This is a genomic window from Clostridia bacterium (assembly GCA_016887505.1).
Taxonomy (GTDB): Bacteria; Bacillota; TC1; order TC1; family UBA5767; genus UBA5767.
Window position 1 is genome coordinate 1194861 of the sequence record CP069393.1, and the last position, 17004, is coordinate 1211864.

The window sequence follows — 17004 nt, forward strand, 5'->3', positions numbered from 1 at the left end:
ATTCCTCATCTTTCATAATAATTATCTGCTATGCAACCGTTTCGTAAGGAATTTTTCTACTTCCACAATGAGCAGTGGGCTGAGAACTAAGAGAATAAGAATACGTAATTCGGAAGCTCCTAAAAGCTCAATCTCAAATATGGATCTAGTAAACGGAGTCAACGCAACCATCAACTGTAAGGCAGATGAAAGGAAAAAGGCGCCAATGAGTGCCTTATTATTCAAGATGCCCTTCCGTAACAGTGAAACCTTCGGTGACTTAACATTAAATGAATGAACCAGCTGAGAAAATGCCAAGGTCATAAAGGCCATGGTACTACCCATCAAGGGCTCTGAAAGTCCCTTTGCCAAATCAATCTGGTAGCCCCACCAAAAAGCCACCAGGGTAATAAGCCCAATCATGATGCCCTGGTAAGCCACACGCCAACCCAATCCATCCGAGAAAATTGACGCGTTGGGTTCTCGAGGTGGCACTTCCATAATTCGTCCTTCTTCAGGTTCAAATCCAAGTGCGAGTGCAATGAAACTATCCGTAACAAGATTAATCCATAAAATATGAATCGGTCGAAGCGGAGTAGGAAAACCAATCATAATCGCTGCAAATATCACCACAATTTCACCAATATTGCAACCCAGCAGAAACTGTACTGCCTTCAGTATGTTGCTGAAAATTTGGCGTCCTTCTTTGACAGCCGTTACAATAGTTGCAAAGTTGTCATCATTTATAATCATATCTGAAGCGCCCTTGGCGACTTCCGTTCCTGTGATGCCCATAGCCACGCCAATATCGGCATTTTTCAGCGCAGGCGCATCATTGACACCATCGCCCGTCATGGCAACAATGTCCCCACGTTTCTTCCAGGCCTTAACGATTCGCACTTTGTGTTCAGGAGACACCCGCGCATATACTCGGTACTTATCGATGTCTCGTTCTAATTCCATATCAGACATGGCATTCAGTTGAGCACCGGTCACTGCCTGGTTTCCTTCATTCTCGAGTCCCAACTTTTCAGCAATGGCCATGGCTGTAATTCCGTGATCGCCTGTAATCATGACGGTCTTAATCCCGGCCTTTTTACAAAGAGCAATGGCTTCTTTCGCTTCCTCTCGAGGTGGATCCATCATAGCAGTCAAACCAATAAAGGTAAGCGTATTTTCTAGATAATACTTATCGTTTTCTCCATTTTCATCTAAACGCTTGCAAGCAACTGCTAGAACTCTTAGAGCCCGGCTAGAAAATTGTTCATTTTCTTCGAGCAAACGTAACTTATCTTGTGGCTCTAATATTTCAATACGCCCATTTCTCTCAATATGTGTGCATCGATCAATAATTTCATCCGGTGCTCCTTTGGTAAAAGAATACACCTGGTCTTTGTAACGATGCACCGTAGTCATCATCTTGCGATCTGAATCAAACGGAAGTTCATCAATACGAGGCGCTAGTTTTCGTTCCTGGGCCACATCCATCCCTTCAGCTATTGCCAAATCTACATAAGCAACTTCTGTTGGATCTCCTGTGACTACCCATTCGTTCTCTATTCTTTCTACATTGGCATCGTTGCATAATATACCGGCTAAAAGTAAGAAGCGGGCAGGCTCAGCCAACGTATCACCATTGGTCAATTCCAGGACTTCTCCATCCACTTGCAAGGCCTGCATGGTCATTTTGTTCATTGTTAGGGTTCCAGTCTTATCGGAACAAATCACTGTTGTAGAACCCAATGTTTCCACTGCCGGCAATCTTCTTACAATCGATTTTTTCTTGACCATCCGTTGCATACCAAGCGCCAGCGTTATCGTTACTATAGAAGGAAGTCCCTCAGGAATTGCAGCGACTGCCAAAGAAATTGAGGTCATGAACATCTCAAAAACTTCATTACCGCGCAATATACCAACAATAAAAATTAAAAAACAAATAGCTAAGGAAACGATTGCCAAAACTTTTCCTAGGCTGGCTAGTTTTTTCTGTAACGGCGTTGCCTCTTCTTCTGTCTCTGCAATCATCTTCGCAATAGAACCCATTTGGGTCTTCATTCCCGTTTCCACTACGATGCCACGGGCACGCCCATAGGTGACCACACTACCCATGAAAGCCATATTAATTCGGTCTCCCAAAGAAACCTCTTTGGCAGATATTGGCTCATCACTCTTTTCAACTGGCAACGATTCACCGGTAAGACTTGATTCTTCAACCCGCAAGTCCATGACTTGCGTTAACCGAATATCAGCTGGAACAAAATCACCAGCTTCTAGCACTACTAGGTCGCCAAACACCAGCTGGTCAACATTTACCGTAACTTGACGTCCCTGTCGGATTACCTTGGTATGCGGGCTGGACAGTTTTTTCAGGGCTTCTAAGGCTCGCTCAGCCCTTTCTTCTTGAAATACACCCAGTACCGCATTTATAATGACAATCGCCAATATAATCACCGCATCAACTCGCTCACCCAGCAAAAAAGAGATCCCAGCAGCTACTATGAGCACTAGAATCATAAAATCTTTCATTTGACGCAAGAACCTACTAAGCAAGGAAACCTTTTTAGTCTCATCCAGCTTATTTAAGCCGTACTTTTCCTGTCGCCTTTCGACCTCATCTTGGTTCAAGCCTTGTTCAATATCTGTTTTGCATTCTAAAGAAATATCTTGATTATTCTTATTATACCAGTCCATGATGCACCTCATTATGGCACACACTTCAATTTTGGTGTGCCTATTTCAAATTAGCTAACTTACGACTCATATTATTATACCCTAGGATGGTTGTCAAACCAATACGGATGGGGCATGCATAGTTGAAAATCAGATGGTATAATAGGTAGAAGAACGTAAAGGAAGGACTTATATGAACCGGATTATTACACAAATCATATTGCTATTTTTTTTAATTCTGCTGAATGGGTTCTTTTCCATGACAGAAATCTCTATCATTTCCAGTAAGCCTTCTATTCTAAAAAGGAAGGCCAACGAAGGCAATAAGCGAGCTCAAACAGCTTTGGAAATGAGCGAAAAGCCTACCCTTCTTTTATCTACAGTGCAGATTGGGATTACCTTGATTGGACTACTAGCTGGCGCCTTGGGTGGATCATCCTTAGCCGTATCCCTAAGCCAGATTCCCCCTTTTAATCTTTTGGAAAACGCCAATTATTCCGTGGCCTTTCTATTGGTTATCATACTCACCACCTATTTTACCATCGTCATTGGTGAACTGGTTCCTAAGCGACTGGGTATGCACAATCCTGAACGTGTTGCCTTATTCGCAGCACCAATCATGGACCGGCTTAGCCGGCTACTAAAGCCACTAGTTCGATTGCTCGAGTGCTCGACACTCTTTTTTACACGGCTCTTCAAAATTACGGAAAATAATTTAAACACGGTATCCGAAGAAGAAATCCGCTCCATTGTAGATGAAGGTGTTCGCTCTGGCTCCATTGAAGATATGGAAAAGCACCTAGTACATCAGATTCTAGACATGGGTGACCTACAAGCTGTAGATATTATGACCCCAAAATCCCAACTCGTTTGGTTGGATGCTGAAGACACACCTGAACATAACCTAAACATTTTGATGCGCAAACGCCATAGTCAATATCCTGTAGTACGGGGTGGCTTTGAAGCATTTATGGGTATGGTGTCCGAAAGAGACTATTTCAAGGCGGTCGTCAAAAAACGAGAGAATTTTTTGAATGAGCTAGTTTACAAACCACAATTCACTCCGGAAACGATGGAGGCTCTGAATATTTTATCACTTTTCAGAACAACGGGTTGTCGGGAAACAGTGGTAGTTGATGAGTATGGCGACATCACCGGACTTATCACGAGAAAGGACTTATTGGAACATATCGTGGGAGAAATGAGGGAAGCAGATGAAGAAGAGCTATTTCTTTACCAGGCGGATGGCTCACTGCTGGCATCCGGCCTACTGCCTATTTCTCAACTTAAGAAGCTATTACACCTGAAAAAACTTCCAGGTGAAAATGAATATGAATTTCACACCTTATCTGGATTCATGATTTCTGCTTTAGGCCAACTGCCCAATACAGGAGACAGCTACTTTCTCCCGCCTTACCACCTGCGCGTAGAAGAAATGTCAGACGGAATTAAAGTAAAATGGGTTATCATAGAAAGGGAGATACATGAAAAAGAAACTAAATCGACAGACAAAAAAACCAAATAAAACTAAGTTCGGTATTATTGGAGGGAGCGGAACCTATGGCTTCGAGGAATACAAAACAGATGAATATTCCATCGAAACGCCCTATGGCCGCATCATCATTGAAATGATTCATTATCAAGATATTGAGGTTGCTTTTGCAACTAGACATGGTCGAAAAATTAAATACCCGCCCCACCAGACGAACTACAGAGGAAACATTGAAGCACTGGACTCACTCGGTGTTGAATACCTGCTCGCCACCAGTTCAGTAACCTCAGTTAATCCTGCGTTGAAGCCTGGAGAAATGGTGCTTCTTGAAGATTTCGTAGACTTTACCAAATCTCGCTTCTACACCTTCCACCAGGACGGAGAAGCCATCGGGAATGTTGAAATGGATGATCCCTATTGTCATCATTTAAGAAAGCAATTAAAAGCTCAAGCTATAAATGAGGACCTTACGCTCACCAAAGAAGTAGTCTACGCCGCCACGGAAGGCCCACGTAAAGAAACTAGGGCGGAAGCTTTTTTCTACCGTAAAATGGGATGGGATGTAGTCGGTATGACTAGCGTGCCAGAAGTTATCCTGGCCAAGGAAAAAGGAATGTGCTATGCCAGTGTGGGATTGGTAACCATGTATAGTACTGCTCTCAAAGAAGATTTCAGTATTAGTTTCGATGAAATGGATGAATCCCGCAAACAAATCATCAAGCTTTTTTTACACACTTTCAAAGATCAAGAGATGTGCCATGCAGAATGTTCCTGCTGTAGTGCACTTAGCCTGCCCTAAAGAGCAGCAGCTGCATATTGCATCAACGAAAAAAAGAGTGCTTTCTGCTGTAATCCCAGCAGAAAGCACTCCTATTTTTTTACCTACCAAATGGAACCGCAAGGGATCAGTTTGTTATAGTCTTCGACAGACGCATTATCCATAAAGGCATCAATAATTTGTCTACCTAGCGGGTCTAAATCAGGTGTATTGAATTTTTCCAATTCCTGTCTAAAGAAATCCACTAACATTTGCGCTCCAATATTATATGCTTCTTCACCAACTTCAGGTTGCAACCTTACATCTAGAAGCTCGCGGGGTAATTTTTTACCATCCAATTTCATTCTAGTAAGATTGTAGCCCAAGATAGCCGTATTATTGGCCTTCAGCTCATCACTCTTAAACTTGGCACTTCCACGTCTTGCCATATATTCCCGAGCCACCCATTCAGAAGTAAATCCTACCTTATAGGCTCCAATATTTTGGTTTGGAATCAATACATAACGGGTTTCTGGCGTGGCCACTATCTGTCTCAAAAGAATATTCGCTTGATCAACCATTCTGCCTGTAGCAAACGGCCAATATGAACCAACACCCTCACTACTCATGCCTTCAGTCGTCGTAATGGACGGGTTGTTATGGCCTCGCGGAGCAACCAGTCTCCATAGCCAAGCAATGCTTGGTGAAAGCACATGCATCAGACCAATTACAGCATAATTGGGTGATTTTTTACTCGTCGGCGGTGTACGCACACCAAAACTTCTAAGGTCCACCTCAACCTTTTCATTGGGTGTAGTAGGGAAAAATCTTCTTGGCACCACAACCCTAGGATTGGGACATGGTTTTCCAGGTGCATCCATCTTGTGCTCCCATATTAGTGCTGTTGAATTGGGAGAGGCATCAATATTATAGAATACCATCGGTCCTTGGGGATGAATGGTTAGTTCTTCTAATTGTCTTTCCGAACCATAGTGGGTAATATGGTCTACCCGTAAAAACCAGCCGTTTTCCGCATCCGTGATGACCATTTTTCGCCCATTTTGAAATTGGGGAGGTGCCATGGCCATATCATCAGCCACAGGCTCTAGGTCTGAGTTTTCTGCCAATTCTAAAAAGAACTCTTCTTGCGTCACTGTATTGACGCCAAGCTTAATCCGACCATCCGGTTGACGGTGAACTTGTTCTAGCATCTCGGATTTTCCGCCACCACTTGCACCCTCGTGCATAATTGTAAAAATATTCTCGTATGGTGTGGTCACTTTAACTGCTGACGTATGTAAGGTAGCCCAGTTATCCTTTTCTCCCTTGGTCAAGAGAACACTGTAAGCGCCCTTTTTAGCACTGGGGCCTGGATACAGGTTATAGGCAAATATTTCATGGATTGTTTTACCGCGGCGATGTACCACCAACTGCTTAGAACCACAATGAGTGTGTCTAAATGGTGGTGCGACATACATGACAGCCTCAGGCGTAAATCCCTCAGGAATTTCCCCACTAGGAATAAAATACTGTAGGTCACCTAACGAAGTTGCAAAAAACGCTGCATTGGCCGGCACTACCACAATAGAAGGATAGCCAATCTCCGGACCGCCAGTCCAGAAAGGCATCATTAGAACCTCTTTTTGTTCTGCCAACCATTGGATGGTTTCATCACGCATCGGTTCAAATGACTTGCCATAGCGTTCTTCAAACGTTTCCTTATCTGTTGGCAAATCATCTGCAATGACCATACAGTCAGGATCTCTTCTTCTCATATAAGGGTCTGTGTAATTCACCGCAATGCCGTTTTTGCATTTAGCCACTGTACATTCGACAATCTTACCCATATTGGGTATATTGTAATACACCTCATAGTAATCTGCTTTTTTTCTACCCATAGACAACCTAAACAAGTCATCACGGTCCTTGGCAAAAGTAACTTTGGTTTTTTCCGCGATATACATCAACTCTTCAGGTAAGTTCATTCCGGAAATTATGCTTTCCATCTCTTTACCTCCTCTATATATAAATTCATTACTTATTCTTTTCAAGGGTTAATTACCCTAGACTAGTATTTTATCTGTTTTACATAATAAAATCAAGAAAACTCCTCATTCTGGATATTGTCTTCCTCGCTTAATACTATTCTGTCCAAAGCGTTCCTGTAGCTCATCTAATATCCCCTGCAGCTCATCTTCTTTGTCGTCATTAAAAATACTGATTTGCCTGTGTTCCTTTTTCTCTAGCTTTTCTAACGAAACACCCAACAAACGCACTGGCTCTTTTTGCCACAATTCACGGAGCAGCTCCAAGGCTGTTTGAAAAATTGCTTCCGTAAGGTCCGTTGGGTTCAACAAAGTACGCGAGTGACTGTTGATTACGAAATTCGTATTCTTAATACTGACGCTGATCCGGCCTGTTACTGCTTTACTTTTTCGCAAGCGCAAGGCTGTTTTTTCACAAAGTTTGTAGAGCTCTTTCTCCAATTCCTTCCTTGTTGTAAGGTCCATGCTAAAGGTAAGGGAATTACCGATGCTCTTACATTGTTGATATCGTTCTGGGAGAACAAGATCAGACCCCTTCCCCATCGCCTTCTCGATTAGTTCTTTAGCCTGTTTACCCAACAAGCCCGTCAACCATTCAGCATTCGTTTCAGCAAGGTCACCCACTGTATAGATTGCCAGCTGATTTAAGCGCCTTGCGGTCTTTTCACCTACACCATTCAACTTTCCTACAGCCAGAGGGTACATCTTTTCCTTTATCTCATGCGGCCATAAAGTAGAGATCCCTCGGGGCTTTTTCAAATCTGCAGCCATTTTTGCTGCAATTCGAGTTTCCCCTATACCAACAGAACAGGGTAGGCCCAGTTCCACATCGATTTTCTCTTGTATGAGTCGTGCCGCTTGATATGGAGAGCCAAACAATCGTTTCGTACCAGTCATATCCAAAAAAGCCTCATCTATAGAATTTGGTTCAACTAGCGGTGTGAATTCTCCCAATATTTTACGGATAGACTTAGCATATTTTTGATACAATGCATGGTCTGGTCGCACTACAATAGCCTCCGGAACCAGTAGTAGTGCTTCATTCAAGGTCATTGCGGTCTTTACCGGACCAATATCCAAACATTCATAGCTCTTAGCCAGTACAATGCCTTTTCTAGCTTTTGCATCTCCCCCCACGATCACTGGTTTCCCTTTCAGAGTATCATCAAGAGCCTGATGCACGCTTGCAAAATAAGCATTCATATCCACTAAAAATATTACTTTCTTCTGCTTGGATTTTGGGGGTTCTGTAACCAACATCTGAGGCAATCTCCTATCTGATTCTTACCTCCCTATTATAGCAAAAAAAGCGCCCGAAGGCGCCATATTACGGAAAACGTTTTTCTAAATCTCCATATGATGAACCATTCAAATCCAACCAGCACAAAGCCCCAGAAGGTACATTGTTTGTTTTTTTACAACAGCCATACCAAAAAGAAGAAACAGCTGTATTATTGAATTCGGTCTTCCATTGGCTGAGCTTTTTTCCATCACTTTCAAGCCAAATATCCAATGACACCAACACCTCTCGAATAGGCTTCCTGTCCCGGATTTCCTTCACTCTATCAACAGTCAGCTCCTCTTGAATCGAGGGACTAAACATGGCATTGGCTGGGATAGAATAGCGAAGAAGCACCGTATGAGTATTTCCCTTCGAATAGTCAATCCAGCGAATCCTGTCTTTTGTATCATCTGTCGCTACGCGGTACTCAGCACCTGTAACAATCAAATCTAGTGGTTCATAATCGCTTTCTGTGTTGCGATAAAACCGATCCTCTATACACAACTTATCAAAATCAGAATGGCAAAACTTGAATTCAGCAATCAGTACGTATCCTGGATGAAAGCCTTGCTTCGCTTCCGTCTGGTAAAAGGGAAACATATCCTGTCGAATTACATATTCCATATTAAGGTTCCAAAAATCCTCTAGTTTCAATCCCCGCCAAAGGATTTCACCAGGCAGTTTTTCCTTGTCTAAAAAAAGTCCCTCCCAACGTGGATCTGATAGGTACAATACTTTGAAGTCCCCAATTCCTTCAATCCTGATAGGGCCGAACTCTTGGTAGGTATCATTCCCTGCTTTATCGACCAAGTGAATAAACAAATAGCATTCACCTAGATCCACTTCATCGAGTGGGACTTCAAAATATAGTTCATGCTTTCGCATTAAATCATCATGCTCTAAAAAGCTCAATTGACGCCACTGTCTTACCGTGGCCTCTTTTTCGGTGGAGATGGCATATTCAACCGTCCGTAATCCACTTAAGTTATCATTTGCTTTAAAACGAAGTTCCATATTTTCTGTATAAGATAGATTACAGGGAGCATGTGCTAGTTCTATTCCCGATATATTTAATTCGCTTGCGTATGGTGCCGTAAAATCCAATAAATACAGTCCGTACTCTTCTTCCCTAGTATTTCCTGCCACATCTTCAGAATGAATATTGATTTGGTAGGCGCCTTCCTGGTCCAAGCTGATTTTTTGTGGATAACCATCACCAAACCAGATTTCTTCTTGGCTTGCAGCGCCAAACAAACTCAAGTCCTTTATTTGGCAATGTGTCTGGTAAAGACCAGACAGACCAGGAGCTATTTCTAGCCCAATATCCAACTTTTGGTTATACCACTCCTTATTCTGCGGCATTATCTTGATTTCTGGTGGCGTAAAATCCAGTCGATACATCCCTGAAGTTGCAAAAATCTCTGGAAATTGTGGTTTAGGCTGTTCTTGTGCCCTATAAAATCCATAATCAGGAACTATATAATAGGTATCATTTAGGCTTCCCCTCACATCCGCCTGAGATAACAAGTAACCTGCAAACAGGCTATCATAGTCATGAATCTGTCCCGTTAACCTATACCCCGCTGTTTCTTTGTCCAACAGAATTTTTCTACCTTCCCGCATCAAGAAGGTCTGTTCTGGACTTTCTACAAGTAGTTTATCCGGACTTAGCCAAAACTTACTTTTTCGCCTCCGCTGCTCGCTGAATGTTTGCTCATCACTTAATTGCCATGGAGAATAACCCATATTCAACATCGTGCGCACATAGGTTCTTTCACTCCATACATACTCGAAATTGTTTTCTTGATAGTTCGCAAAGGGTTCTTCTCCTTGATAGGATACCTGGACCATTAGGGGTCTATTATACCATCCTCGCACAGCCCCCTCTGCCTCATCACTACTATTGGGGCTAAAAAGAATATCACCATGGGCGGTTGGCAAGGCAGAGGCTCCACGCACTTCAACTACGAGTGGAACGATGTACCTAAGCCCCAAAATAGGTGGATCCTGCCAACTCTGCGTAATATCTTCTGGCGCTACAATAGACTGTAGTCTTGCTCTTACCCGAACGCAAAGTTCTTGATCTTCACTCAAAAAAACATCTAGGACCTCACCTGTCGGAATGCTTTCTGCATAATATGGATCCTCTGGAGTTAACGACTCCCAAGAAGCATTCTTAATCGTTAACTCCGCTTCTTGAAACGCTGGTGGTAACGGGTAAGGAATAATATAGTCCACATATTCGCCGGGTACGCCGAGAACCTGGGCACCCTGCCCTCCTAGTTCCAATGTCCACTCACCCTTTTCATTGCGCCAGCAGTCAAAACTGCTTCGAATGTGAAAATCTTGTACGAATTGAACATCTGCTGCATCTACGGGAAATGGTACAAAAAGCAATATCAGGATTTGTAGCAGTGAAAAAACTGCTCTCCATACCTTCTTCATGAAGCATCAGCAGGAGTCCAAGGAAGAACCAGCCATTGCCCAAATAGCGGGTCAAATAAAAGGAGGTAGTCAATATCCTGTCCATCATAAGATGCCCAATCACAATCTTCGAAATGGTACTCTAACTGGCCCTCATCATTCAATGTAAATGAATCGTATTTTGAAACAAGAGGATAGTAAATTTTCACTCTATCGTCTTGTAAAAGAAAATACTCTTCAAAGTTGCTTCTTCTAAGAAACCGTTCCCCTCCTCCAGAAATAAGATACACATCAAAGCCCTTGGGGCAATGCTTGGCGTATTCCATCTCCAATAAAATCCAACGCCTCCCACTTTCACTCGTATACAATACTGGTGCCCTAAGGACACGTAGCCGACCCAAATCCACAGGATATTTCAAATCAAAAAGAAAGGTGTCTTTTTTCCCTGGCCGGGGAAAAACGGACCAAGCCCACTGGGAGGAGCGCCCAAATGCTTCCGGTTCTACCAAGGTGGCAAGATCAATCGTTTCAAGCATATTGATTGCTCTTTCATCTTTATCTACATACAGTGACTGGAAGAATAGACAACAGGCTTCTGCGTAATTAAGCATCTTTTGGGGCCTGAACGTTCCATCTGGATAGCCCTGAATTTGATGCTCTTTGCTGAAATAATCTACTAGTAGCTGGTTTTCTTCTGATAACATTTCGCAGTCGCTGTATCCTATTTTTTCGTTTAGTGCTTCCGGAAGCAGAGGATCTTTGACCCTTGCTATGGCCTGTAGGGCTTCCATTCTGCTGATGGTGTCTTCACTTTTTTTCTCTTTCAAAATCCAATCGTCTATATATTTTCGTTTTTTTTGTTCCGCCAAATCTTGGGCCATACCATTACGAAGATCCCTACTATAAGCAGATAGCATCTTAAAAAAAGACCCGCGTGGAATATCTTCTGATTCTGAAATGCTTGTTTCATCAGTCAAATAGCCAATTCGCTGCATTTCCTGTACATACGGTTGTGACCAGTTTCCTGCAGCATAGGCCGGAGCAAACATCGGTATAACGAACAGGAAGATAGCTGTGGCGATAGGTATCGGTAACCATTTGTTTTTTTGCATAAAAAAACACCTCCTGTATGCCTATTCTACACAGGAAGTGTAATCCTTCATCCATTGGTCTTTTAGCGTTGTTTCATCGTTTCTGTGGCGCTTTCCATCCACTGTAGTATCTGTGAACAGAAATCTTCTTTGGTCGCACCTCTATGCAAGGTATGCTCACCTGTATCGTAACTGATGAGTCTCCCTCCATTTCGTTCAATATAGTCCGCCGTTCCTCTATAGTCCGTTAATGGATCCCTTCGGTCATGAATGGCCAATAAAGGCAATCCCATTCCTCCGGACGCTTGATTCAACTTGCTAGCACTTTTTTCTAGCATATGCATCAGTCTCAGGCTAACTAGCTTGTGGTTATACGGGTCTTTTCGACTATTCGAAATTTCAGGTTTCTTCCCTTTTTCGATGCGCCTTATATCCATTTTTAATTGGTACTTGGGAAAGATTTGGTGCAAAAACAGAATATATTTACCTGGTTTTCCTTTTTGGTTACTGTTACGAATATATGGGCTGGATGCAATCATTCCATCCGCTTGAATTAACCCTGCATGCACCGCGTGTAGCAGAATATTTCCACCCATACTGTGCCCCATTAAAAAGACGGGACAGTCATCCTTCGCCAAATCCTTGGTTGCCTTCAAACCAGCCTGAAGGTCTTGTTCAAGCTCCAACATACTGTTTGCATGGCCTCTAGTTCCTTCTGACTTACCAAATCCTCTCCAGTCTAAACCAGCAACAGAGACTCCTTGCGCATTCAGGCATTTTGCCAATGAAATATATTTTCTTCCGTATTCACCCAAACCGTGTAAAATGAGCAGCATGGCCCTCTCCGGTTCTGCCTTCCAATAATGAAGTGCCAGTCTTGTGCCATCTGCAGATGTGATGCCCTTCTCCATTTAAAGCCTTTCTCCAATCTGTTTCAAGGCGTCTATCGTGTACTCTATTTCTTCCATCGTAGTCTCATTACCCACAGAAAAACGCATCACGCCTTCTGGATATGTGCCCAAAGTTTGGTGGCCTAACGGGGAACAGTGAAGACCAGGTCTTCCCATAATGCCGAATTTTTTATCCAGGACGTAGCATAGTTCTGAATTGTCTACACCCGCCATATTAAAGGCAACCGTACCCGTACGTTGTTCTAAATTCATCGTGCCATAGATTGTAAGGGCTCCAATCTCCTTCATTCCCTCTAGCAGTTTCGAGGTAAGAGCCATCTCTTTTTTTCGTTCTTCGGAAATTCCAAATTGAAGCAGATGTTCCATACCTGCTTTCAATCCCATAATACCCACGGTATTCAAGGTACCACTTTCAAATTTATCCGGCATAAAATCAGGCTGATCCGCAAGGTGGGAAAGGCTTCCAGTTCCTCCCCTAAGGATTGGCTTCATGGTGTGAGCTGCTTCTTCACTCAAAACAAATCCTCCGGTTCCGTTTGGTCCCAATAGATGTTTATGACCAGTAAAAGCAAGTACGTCAATATTCTTTACCGTTAAGGGTAAAACGCCAGCCGTCTGGGCTGTGTCTACAATCGTGAGAATATTTCTTTCTTTAGCTAAACGCACTACTTCTTCAAGAGGAAATATATTGCCACATACATTGGAAGCATGGGACACAACAATCATCTTGGTATTGTGTTTGATGCACTTTGAAAAATCCTCCGGGTCCGTGATTCCATCCTCAGAAGCCGGAATCACATCGTAGCTAATCTTACCTTCCTTGGCCAAAGCATATACTGGCCGGTATACTGCATTATGCTCCATTCCTGAAATAATGACATGGTCTCCAGAATCCGCCAGACCCTGTATGGCCATATTAAGGGCCATGGTCACGTTCTGGGCAAAGACCACGTGATCTTCCCTCTCAGCAGAGAAAAAATCTGCTACCGTCTGTCTTGCAGAAAGCATCCTACGCCCAGCTTCTAAGGAACGTTCATAGCCGCCCCGTCCTGGGTTGGCATTATGGTTCACGAGAAAATCATTCATAGCTTCTAATACGCAAGCAGGCTTTTTGAAGCTAGTGGCAGCATAATCTAAATACACATTCATAGTTTTCCCTTTCTTTCTCGTTTCATCTAACTAGTCCAAATATTGCTTTTCTACTGCTAATATATCACAGAGCCCTAACGATTCCACTATCTAAGCAAAAATAGTTTTTAGCATAGGAAATACTTATGTTTCCAAGGTCTTGATAGAGAGTTTCTATCGGGGCCATAATCCCCTTTACCACCGCATTTTTTGCAATTATTATGAAGATGCAATAATCAATACTATTTATGTCAAGAAAGGAACTATTCATGACCAACATTCAGAAAAAACTAATTGTTACCGGCAGTTTCATTGGCCTCATGGCCTCCCTGCTGATGAAGTATGGAAACCCTGGCAACATGGGGATTTGTGTCGCTTGCTTTATACGAGATATTGGAGGGGCCTTAGGACTGCATTCAGTGGAAAAACTGAGTTACCTGCGTCCAGAAATTATTGGATTCATTCTAGGATCCTTTTTGGCTGCTTTGGCCTTTAAGGAATTTAGGCCCCGAGGTGGTAGCTCACCGGCCACCCGCTTCCTATTAGGCATGATCATGATGATTGGGGCCTTGGCCTTCTTGGGTTGTCCGCTCAGGATGTTACTGCGTATGGCCGGCGGAGACTTAAACGCTCTAGTGGGCCTAGCTGGATTCTTAGCTGGTATCTACATCGGGATCCGGTATTTGAAAAAAGGCTTTTCGCTCGGCAGAAGTTATTCCCAGCACAAAGTAAATGGTGGGATTCTCCCAGTCATAGGAATCTTCCTACTAATTGGTTTACTACTAGCACCAGCTTTCATCGGTGCTGGCGCAGCACATGCACCGATGATTTTTTCCTTACTAGTTGGTCTGGTAATCGGTGCCGCCGCACAACGAACCCGTCTATGCACTGCTGGCGCCTTCCGTGATGTCATGTTAATTCGTGATTTTACACTTTTTTATGGTGTCGTTGCCATCTTTGTGGCCGCCCTTATTGGAAATCTAGTGTTCAATCCAGGATTCTTTCATCTTTCATTTCTTGAGCAACCCGCAGCCCATACCGATGGACTATGGAACTTCTTGGGTATGCTAGTCGTTGGATTCTCCGCTACCTTGTTGGGTGGATGTCCGCTGCGTCAGACTATACTGGGCGGCGAAGGTGACTCAGACAGTGCCATTACTTTCTTTGGCCTTTTAACTGGAGCTGCTATCAGCCATAACCTAGGAATGGCTGGTTCTGGAACTGGTCTTGCCATAAACGGCCAAGTGGGCGTCATCGTCTGTCTCCTTCTTCTGTTTATAGTCGCTACCATGTACAGCCGGGAAACAGCCTAATTGATATTAAAAAATGAAAAGAGGTATGATAAAATGATTGAAGTAGATGCAAGAGGAAGAAGCTGTCCGGAACCCGTCGTAATGACCAAAAAGGCTCTTGATCGCTACGATGGTCAAGAAATTGTAGTTTTGGTTGATACCAACGTGGCCAAAGAAAACGTAAGCCGTTTGGCTAAAAATTCAGGTTTTACGATTTCACTTACGCAAGAAGGTGAAGATATCCGGATTACGTGCACCAAATAGTAAGGAGCAAAACGATGATTAAAGGATACGTAACCTTTCATTCTGTCTCAGATTCACTGAAATTTGAGAAGACTGTCAAAGAAAGTGGCTTAGAAGTTCAGTTGGTACCCGTTCCTAGGGAAATTAGTTCCAGTTGCGGTGTTGCCGCCATGTTTCCATCTGAAATGGAACAGGCCGTGCGGGATTTCATTCAAGGTCATAATCTAGAAGTAGCGGATATCCATATGCTAGAGCAAGCAGGAAAGAAGAAAGGCTTACTCGACCGATTTTAAATCGTCACCATTCACCCAAAAGAAGCGCTCCCTGCGGGGAGCGCTTCTTGTATTACAAATTTTTTGTTTCGGTCTCACCAATTTAATCCTTAATTCTGTCTTTGATCCAACATATCCAAAACCGTTTGGTCCATGCGTTGCATCCCTTGGCTGCTAACAGCCTCTAGATTGGCAATCGATGCTTCCGTGGATACTTCTACTATTCCTTGTACATCGTTCAAATAGACCCCATTTACGGACATCATAGCATACGTAAAGGCTTCCACTGCCGCAGTCTCAAGTTTAAGAGCACAAGTACCTTTCGCACCATCGCACAAGGTTCCAGTCAGGTTGGCTATCATTCCCTTAATCGCGCCTTCAATCTGAGCTAATGAGCCACCAGCAAGCCAAGATAATCCTGCCGCCGCACCCAATCCTGCCGAAACACTACAGCCACATAGAGGAGATAGTTTCCCCAAGTAGGATTTTGCCAATGCATTGGTCAAATTGGCAATGGCCAAGGCACGAAGTAAATCCTCCCGAGATTTCGAATTGTACTCGCAATAGGCATGTAAAGGAAGTGTAATCAAAAGTCCTTGGTTACCACTGCCACAGCTAGTCATAACCGGCAACTTGGCACCGCCCATCCGTGCATCTGCTGCTGCTGAAACCTGGATGCGGATCTTTGTCAAAAGATCATCACAAAGCAAGCCTTGATCAACCAATTGTTTCAAGCCCCTGCCGATACCCAAACCGTACGCTTTCTTTTGCCCTAATTCTGAAATTTTGCTGTTCATTTGAACGGCCTCTTCCAGCCAAGCAATGTCTTCTAGGGGTGTTGAAGTCGCAAAATCGAGTATTTGGGAAATCGTAACTTTTCTCATGGCTGCTAAAGTATCTTCTGCAGCAAGCTTTGGCGAACCAGCTTTATTATCACCGTCTTCTTGCAAAATTTGTCCGTTTACAGAAACCTGAATAAAACGGTCATGGCTACCCCCGATGATGGCCGTTGCTTCGCCCTCAGACGTCTTAAGTGTTGCTTTGACATAAACATCGTAATCGGATTCAGTATACCCTAATTCCAAAATATTCTTCTTAACATATGCCCTGGCTTCTTCTTTTTCTGCATCAGAAGCGACTTCAAGAATCCTCATACCCAACTCAGGTTTTTTCACCAATACACCCATGAAAGCAGCCATGCCAATACCCTTTTCATCTGTTCCAGGTATACCAACTGCACTAGCATTCTTGTATAGTCCCTTGCTGGCTACGATATGCAGTGATTGTATTTCACCAGAAATGAGACTTGCAGCTTTGGCACAGGCCAAAGCAATCGCTACTGGTTCAGTACATCCTGTTGCAGGCTTTACTTGTTCTGTGAGCACTTGGTTGAAATATGTATTCATTCGTCCTCTCCT

Annotated in this window: 13 protein-coding genes; 5 read left to right on the forward strand and 8 right to left on the reverse strand. The window is 43.3% G+C overall.

What is annotated here, in order from left to right; genetic code table 11:
• Positions 1-21 precede the first annotated feature (21 nt).
• Positions 22-2670 (reverse strand): cation-translocating P-type ATPase, encoded by a 2649-nt coding sequence (locus tag JR334_05915; protein ID QRN86737.1) that lies wholly within the window; start codon positions 2668-2670, stop codon positions 22-24.
• 172 nt (positions 2671-2842) lie between these two features.
• Between JR334_05915 and JR334_05920 the strand changes: the two genes are divergently transcribed.
• Both JR334_05920 and JR334_05925 read left to right on the forward strand, forming a co-directional pair.
• On the forward strand, positions 2843-4174 hold the full coding sequence (locus tag JR334_05920) for an HlyC/CorC family transporter (GenBank protein QRN86738.1): 1332 nt from the start codon (positions 2843-2845) through the stop codon (positions 4172-4174).
• A complete protein-coding gene (locus JR334_05925; protein ID QRN86739.1) occupies positions 4134-4940 on the forward strand; it encodes an MTAP family purine nucleoside phosphorylase in 807 nt (268 codons plus the stop codon). Before JR334_05920 ends, JR334_05925 begins: the two co-directional genes overlap by 41 nt.
• 83 nt (positions 4941-5023) lie before the next feature.
• Here JR334_05925 and JR334_05930 read toward each other — a convergent pair whose 3' ends face one another.
• From JR334_05930 to JR334_05955, 6 genes are all read right to left on the reverse strand, one after another.
• Positions 5024-6904 (reverse strand): DUF4914 family protein, encoded by a 1881-nt coding sequence (locus tag JR334_05930; protein QRN86740.1) that lies wholly within the window; start codon positions 6902-6904, stop codon positions 5024-5026.
• 105 nt (positions 6905-7009) lie between these two features.
• Entirely contained in the window at positions 7010-8203 is a 1194-nt protein-coding gene (locus tag JR334_05935) for a DNA polymerase IV (GenBank protein QRN86741.1), read from the reverse strand.
• Positions 8204-8270: 67 nt separating this feature from the next.
• Positions 8271-10670 carry a hypothetical protein gene (locus JR334_05940; protein QRN86742.1) on the reverse strand — a complete coding sequence of 800 codons (2400 nt, stop codon included), beginning with the start codon at positions 10668-10670 and terminating at the stop codon, positions 8271-8273.
• The gene (locus JR334_05945) at positions 10667-11761 is read right to left on the reverse strand and encodes an S-layer homology domain-containing protein (protein QRN86743.1); all 1095 of its coding nucleotides are present in this window, start codon (positions 11759-11761) and stop codon (positions 10667-10669) included. The genes JR334_05940 and JR334_05945 overlap by 4 nt, the downstream gene beginning before the upstream one ends.
• A gap of 62 nt (positions 11762-11823) precedes the next feature.
• Positions 11824-12651 carry an alpha/beta fold hydrolase gene (locus JR334_05950; GenBank protein QRN86744.1) on the reverse strand — a complete coding sequence of 276 codons (828 nt, stop codon included), beginning with the start codon at positions 12649-12651 and terminating at the stop codon, positions 11824-11826.
• Entirely contained in the window at positions 12652-13800 is a 1149-nt protein-coding gene (locus JR334_05955) for an aminotransferase class V-fold PLP-dependent enzyme (GenBank protein ID QRN86745.1), read from the reverse strand.
• 248 nt (positions 13801-14048) lie between these two features.
• Here JR334_05955 and JR334_05960 point away from each other — a divergent pair, with 248 nt between their 5' ends.
• From JR334_05960 to JR334_05970, 3 genes are read left to right on the forward strand one after another with little or no spacing between them, the layout of a single operon-like run.
• Positions 14049-15092 carry a YedE-related selenium metabolism membrane protein gene (locus JR334_05960; GenBank protein QRN86869.1) on the forward strand — a complete coding sequence of 348 codons (1044 nt, stop codon included), beginning with the start codon at positions 14049-14051 and terminating at the stop codon, positions 15090-15092.
• Positions 15093-15125: 33 nt separating this feature from the next.
• The gene (locus JR334_05965; protein QRN86746.1) at positions 15126-15335 is read left to right on the forward strand and encodes a sulfurtransferase TusA family protein; all 210 of its coding nucleotides are present in this window, start codon (positions 15126-15128) and stop codon (positions 15333-15335) included.
• 17 nt (positions 15336-15352) lie between these two features.
• Entirely contained in the window at positions 15353-15607 is a 255-nt protein-coding gene (locus tag JR334_05970; protein QRN86870.1) for a DUF3343 domain-containing protein, read from the forward strand.
• A gap of 89 nt (positions 15608-15696) precedes the next feature.
• Here JR334_05970 and JR334_05975 read toward each other — a convergent pair whose 3' ends face one another.
• A complete protein-coding gene (locus tag JR334_05975) occupies positions 15697-16992 on the reverse strand; it encodes a serine dehydratase subunit alpha family protein (protein QRN86747.1) in 1296 nt (431 codons plus the stop codon).
• Positions 16993-17004: the final 12 nt, after the last annotated feature.

Coding starts and splice junctions, on each gene's coding strand:
- JR334_05960 (QRN86869.1), top strand. CDS start 14,049: ATGACCAACATTCAGAAAAAACTAATTGTTACCGGCAGTTTCATTGGC.
- JR334_05935 (QRN86741.1), bottom strand. CDS start 8,203: ATGTTGGTTACAGAACCCCCAAAATCCAAGCAGAAGAAAGTAATATTT.
- JR334_05965 (QRN86746.1), top strand. CDS start 15,126: ATGATTGAAGTAGATGCAAGAGGAAGAAGCTGTCCGGAACCCGTCGTA.
- JR334_05955 (QRN86745.1), bottom strand. CDS start 13,800: ATGAATGTGTATTTAGATTATGCTGCCACTAGCTTCAAAAAGCCTGCT.
- JR334_05915 (QRN86737.1), bottom strand. CDS start 2,670: ATGGACTGGTATAATAAGAATAATCAAGATATTTCTTTAGAATGCAAA.
- JR334_05925 (QRN86739.1), top strand. CDS start 4,134: ATGAAAAAGAAACTAAATCGACAGACAAAAAAACCAAATAAAACTAAG.
- JR334_05920 (QRN86738.1), top strand. CDS start 2,843: ATGAACCGGATTATTACACAAATCATATTGCTATTTTTTTTAATTCTG.
- JR334_05945 (QRN86743.1), bottom strand. CDS start 11,761: ATGCAAAAAAACAAATGGTTACCGATACCTATCGCCACAGCTATCTTC.
- JR334_05940 (QRN86742.1), bottom strand. CDS start 10,670: ATGAAGAAGGTATGGAGAGCAGTTTTTTCACTGCTACAAATCCTGATA.
- JR334_05930 (QRN86740.1), bottom strand. CDS start 6,904: ATGGAAAGCATAATTTCCGGAATGAACTTACCTGAAGAGTTGATGTAT.
- JR334_05975 (QRN86747.1), bottom strand. CDS start 16,992: ATGAATACATATTTCAACCAAGTGCTCACAGAACAAGTAAAGCCTGCA.
- JR334_05950 (QRN86744.1), bottom strand. CDS start 12,651: ATGGAGAAGGGCATCACATCTGCAGATGGCACAAGACTGGCACTTCAT.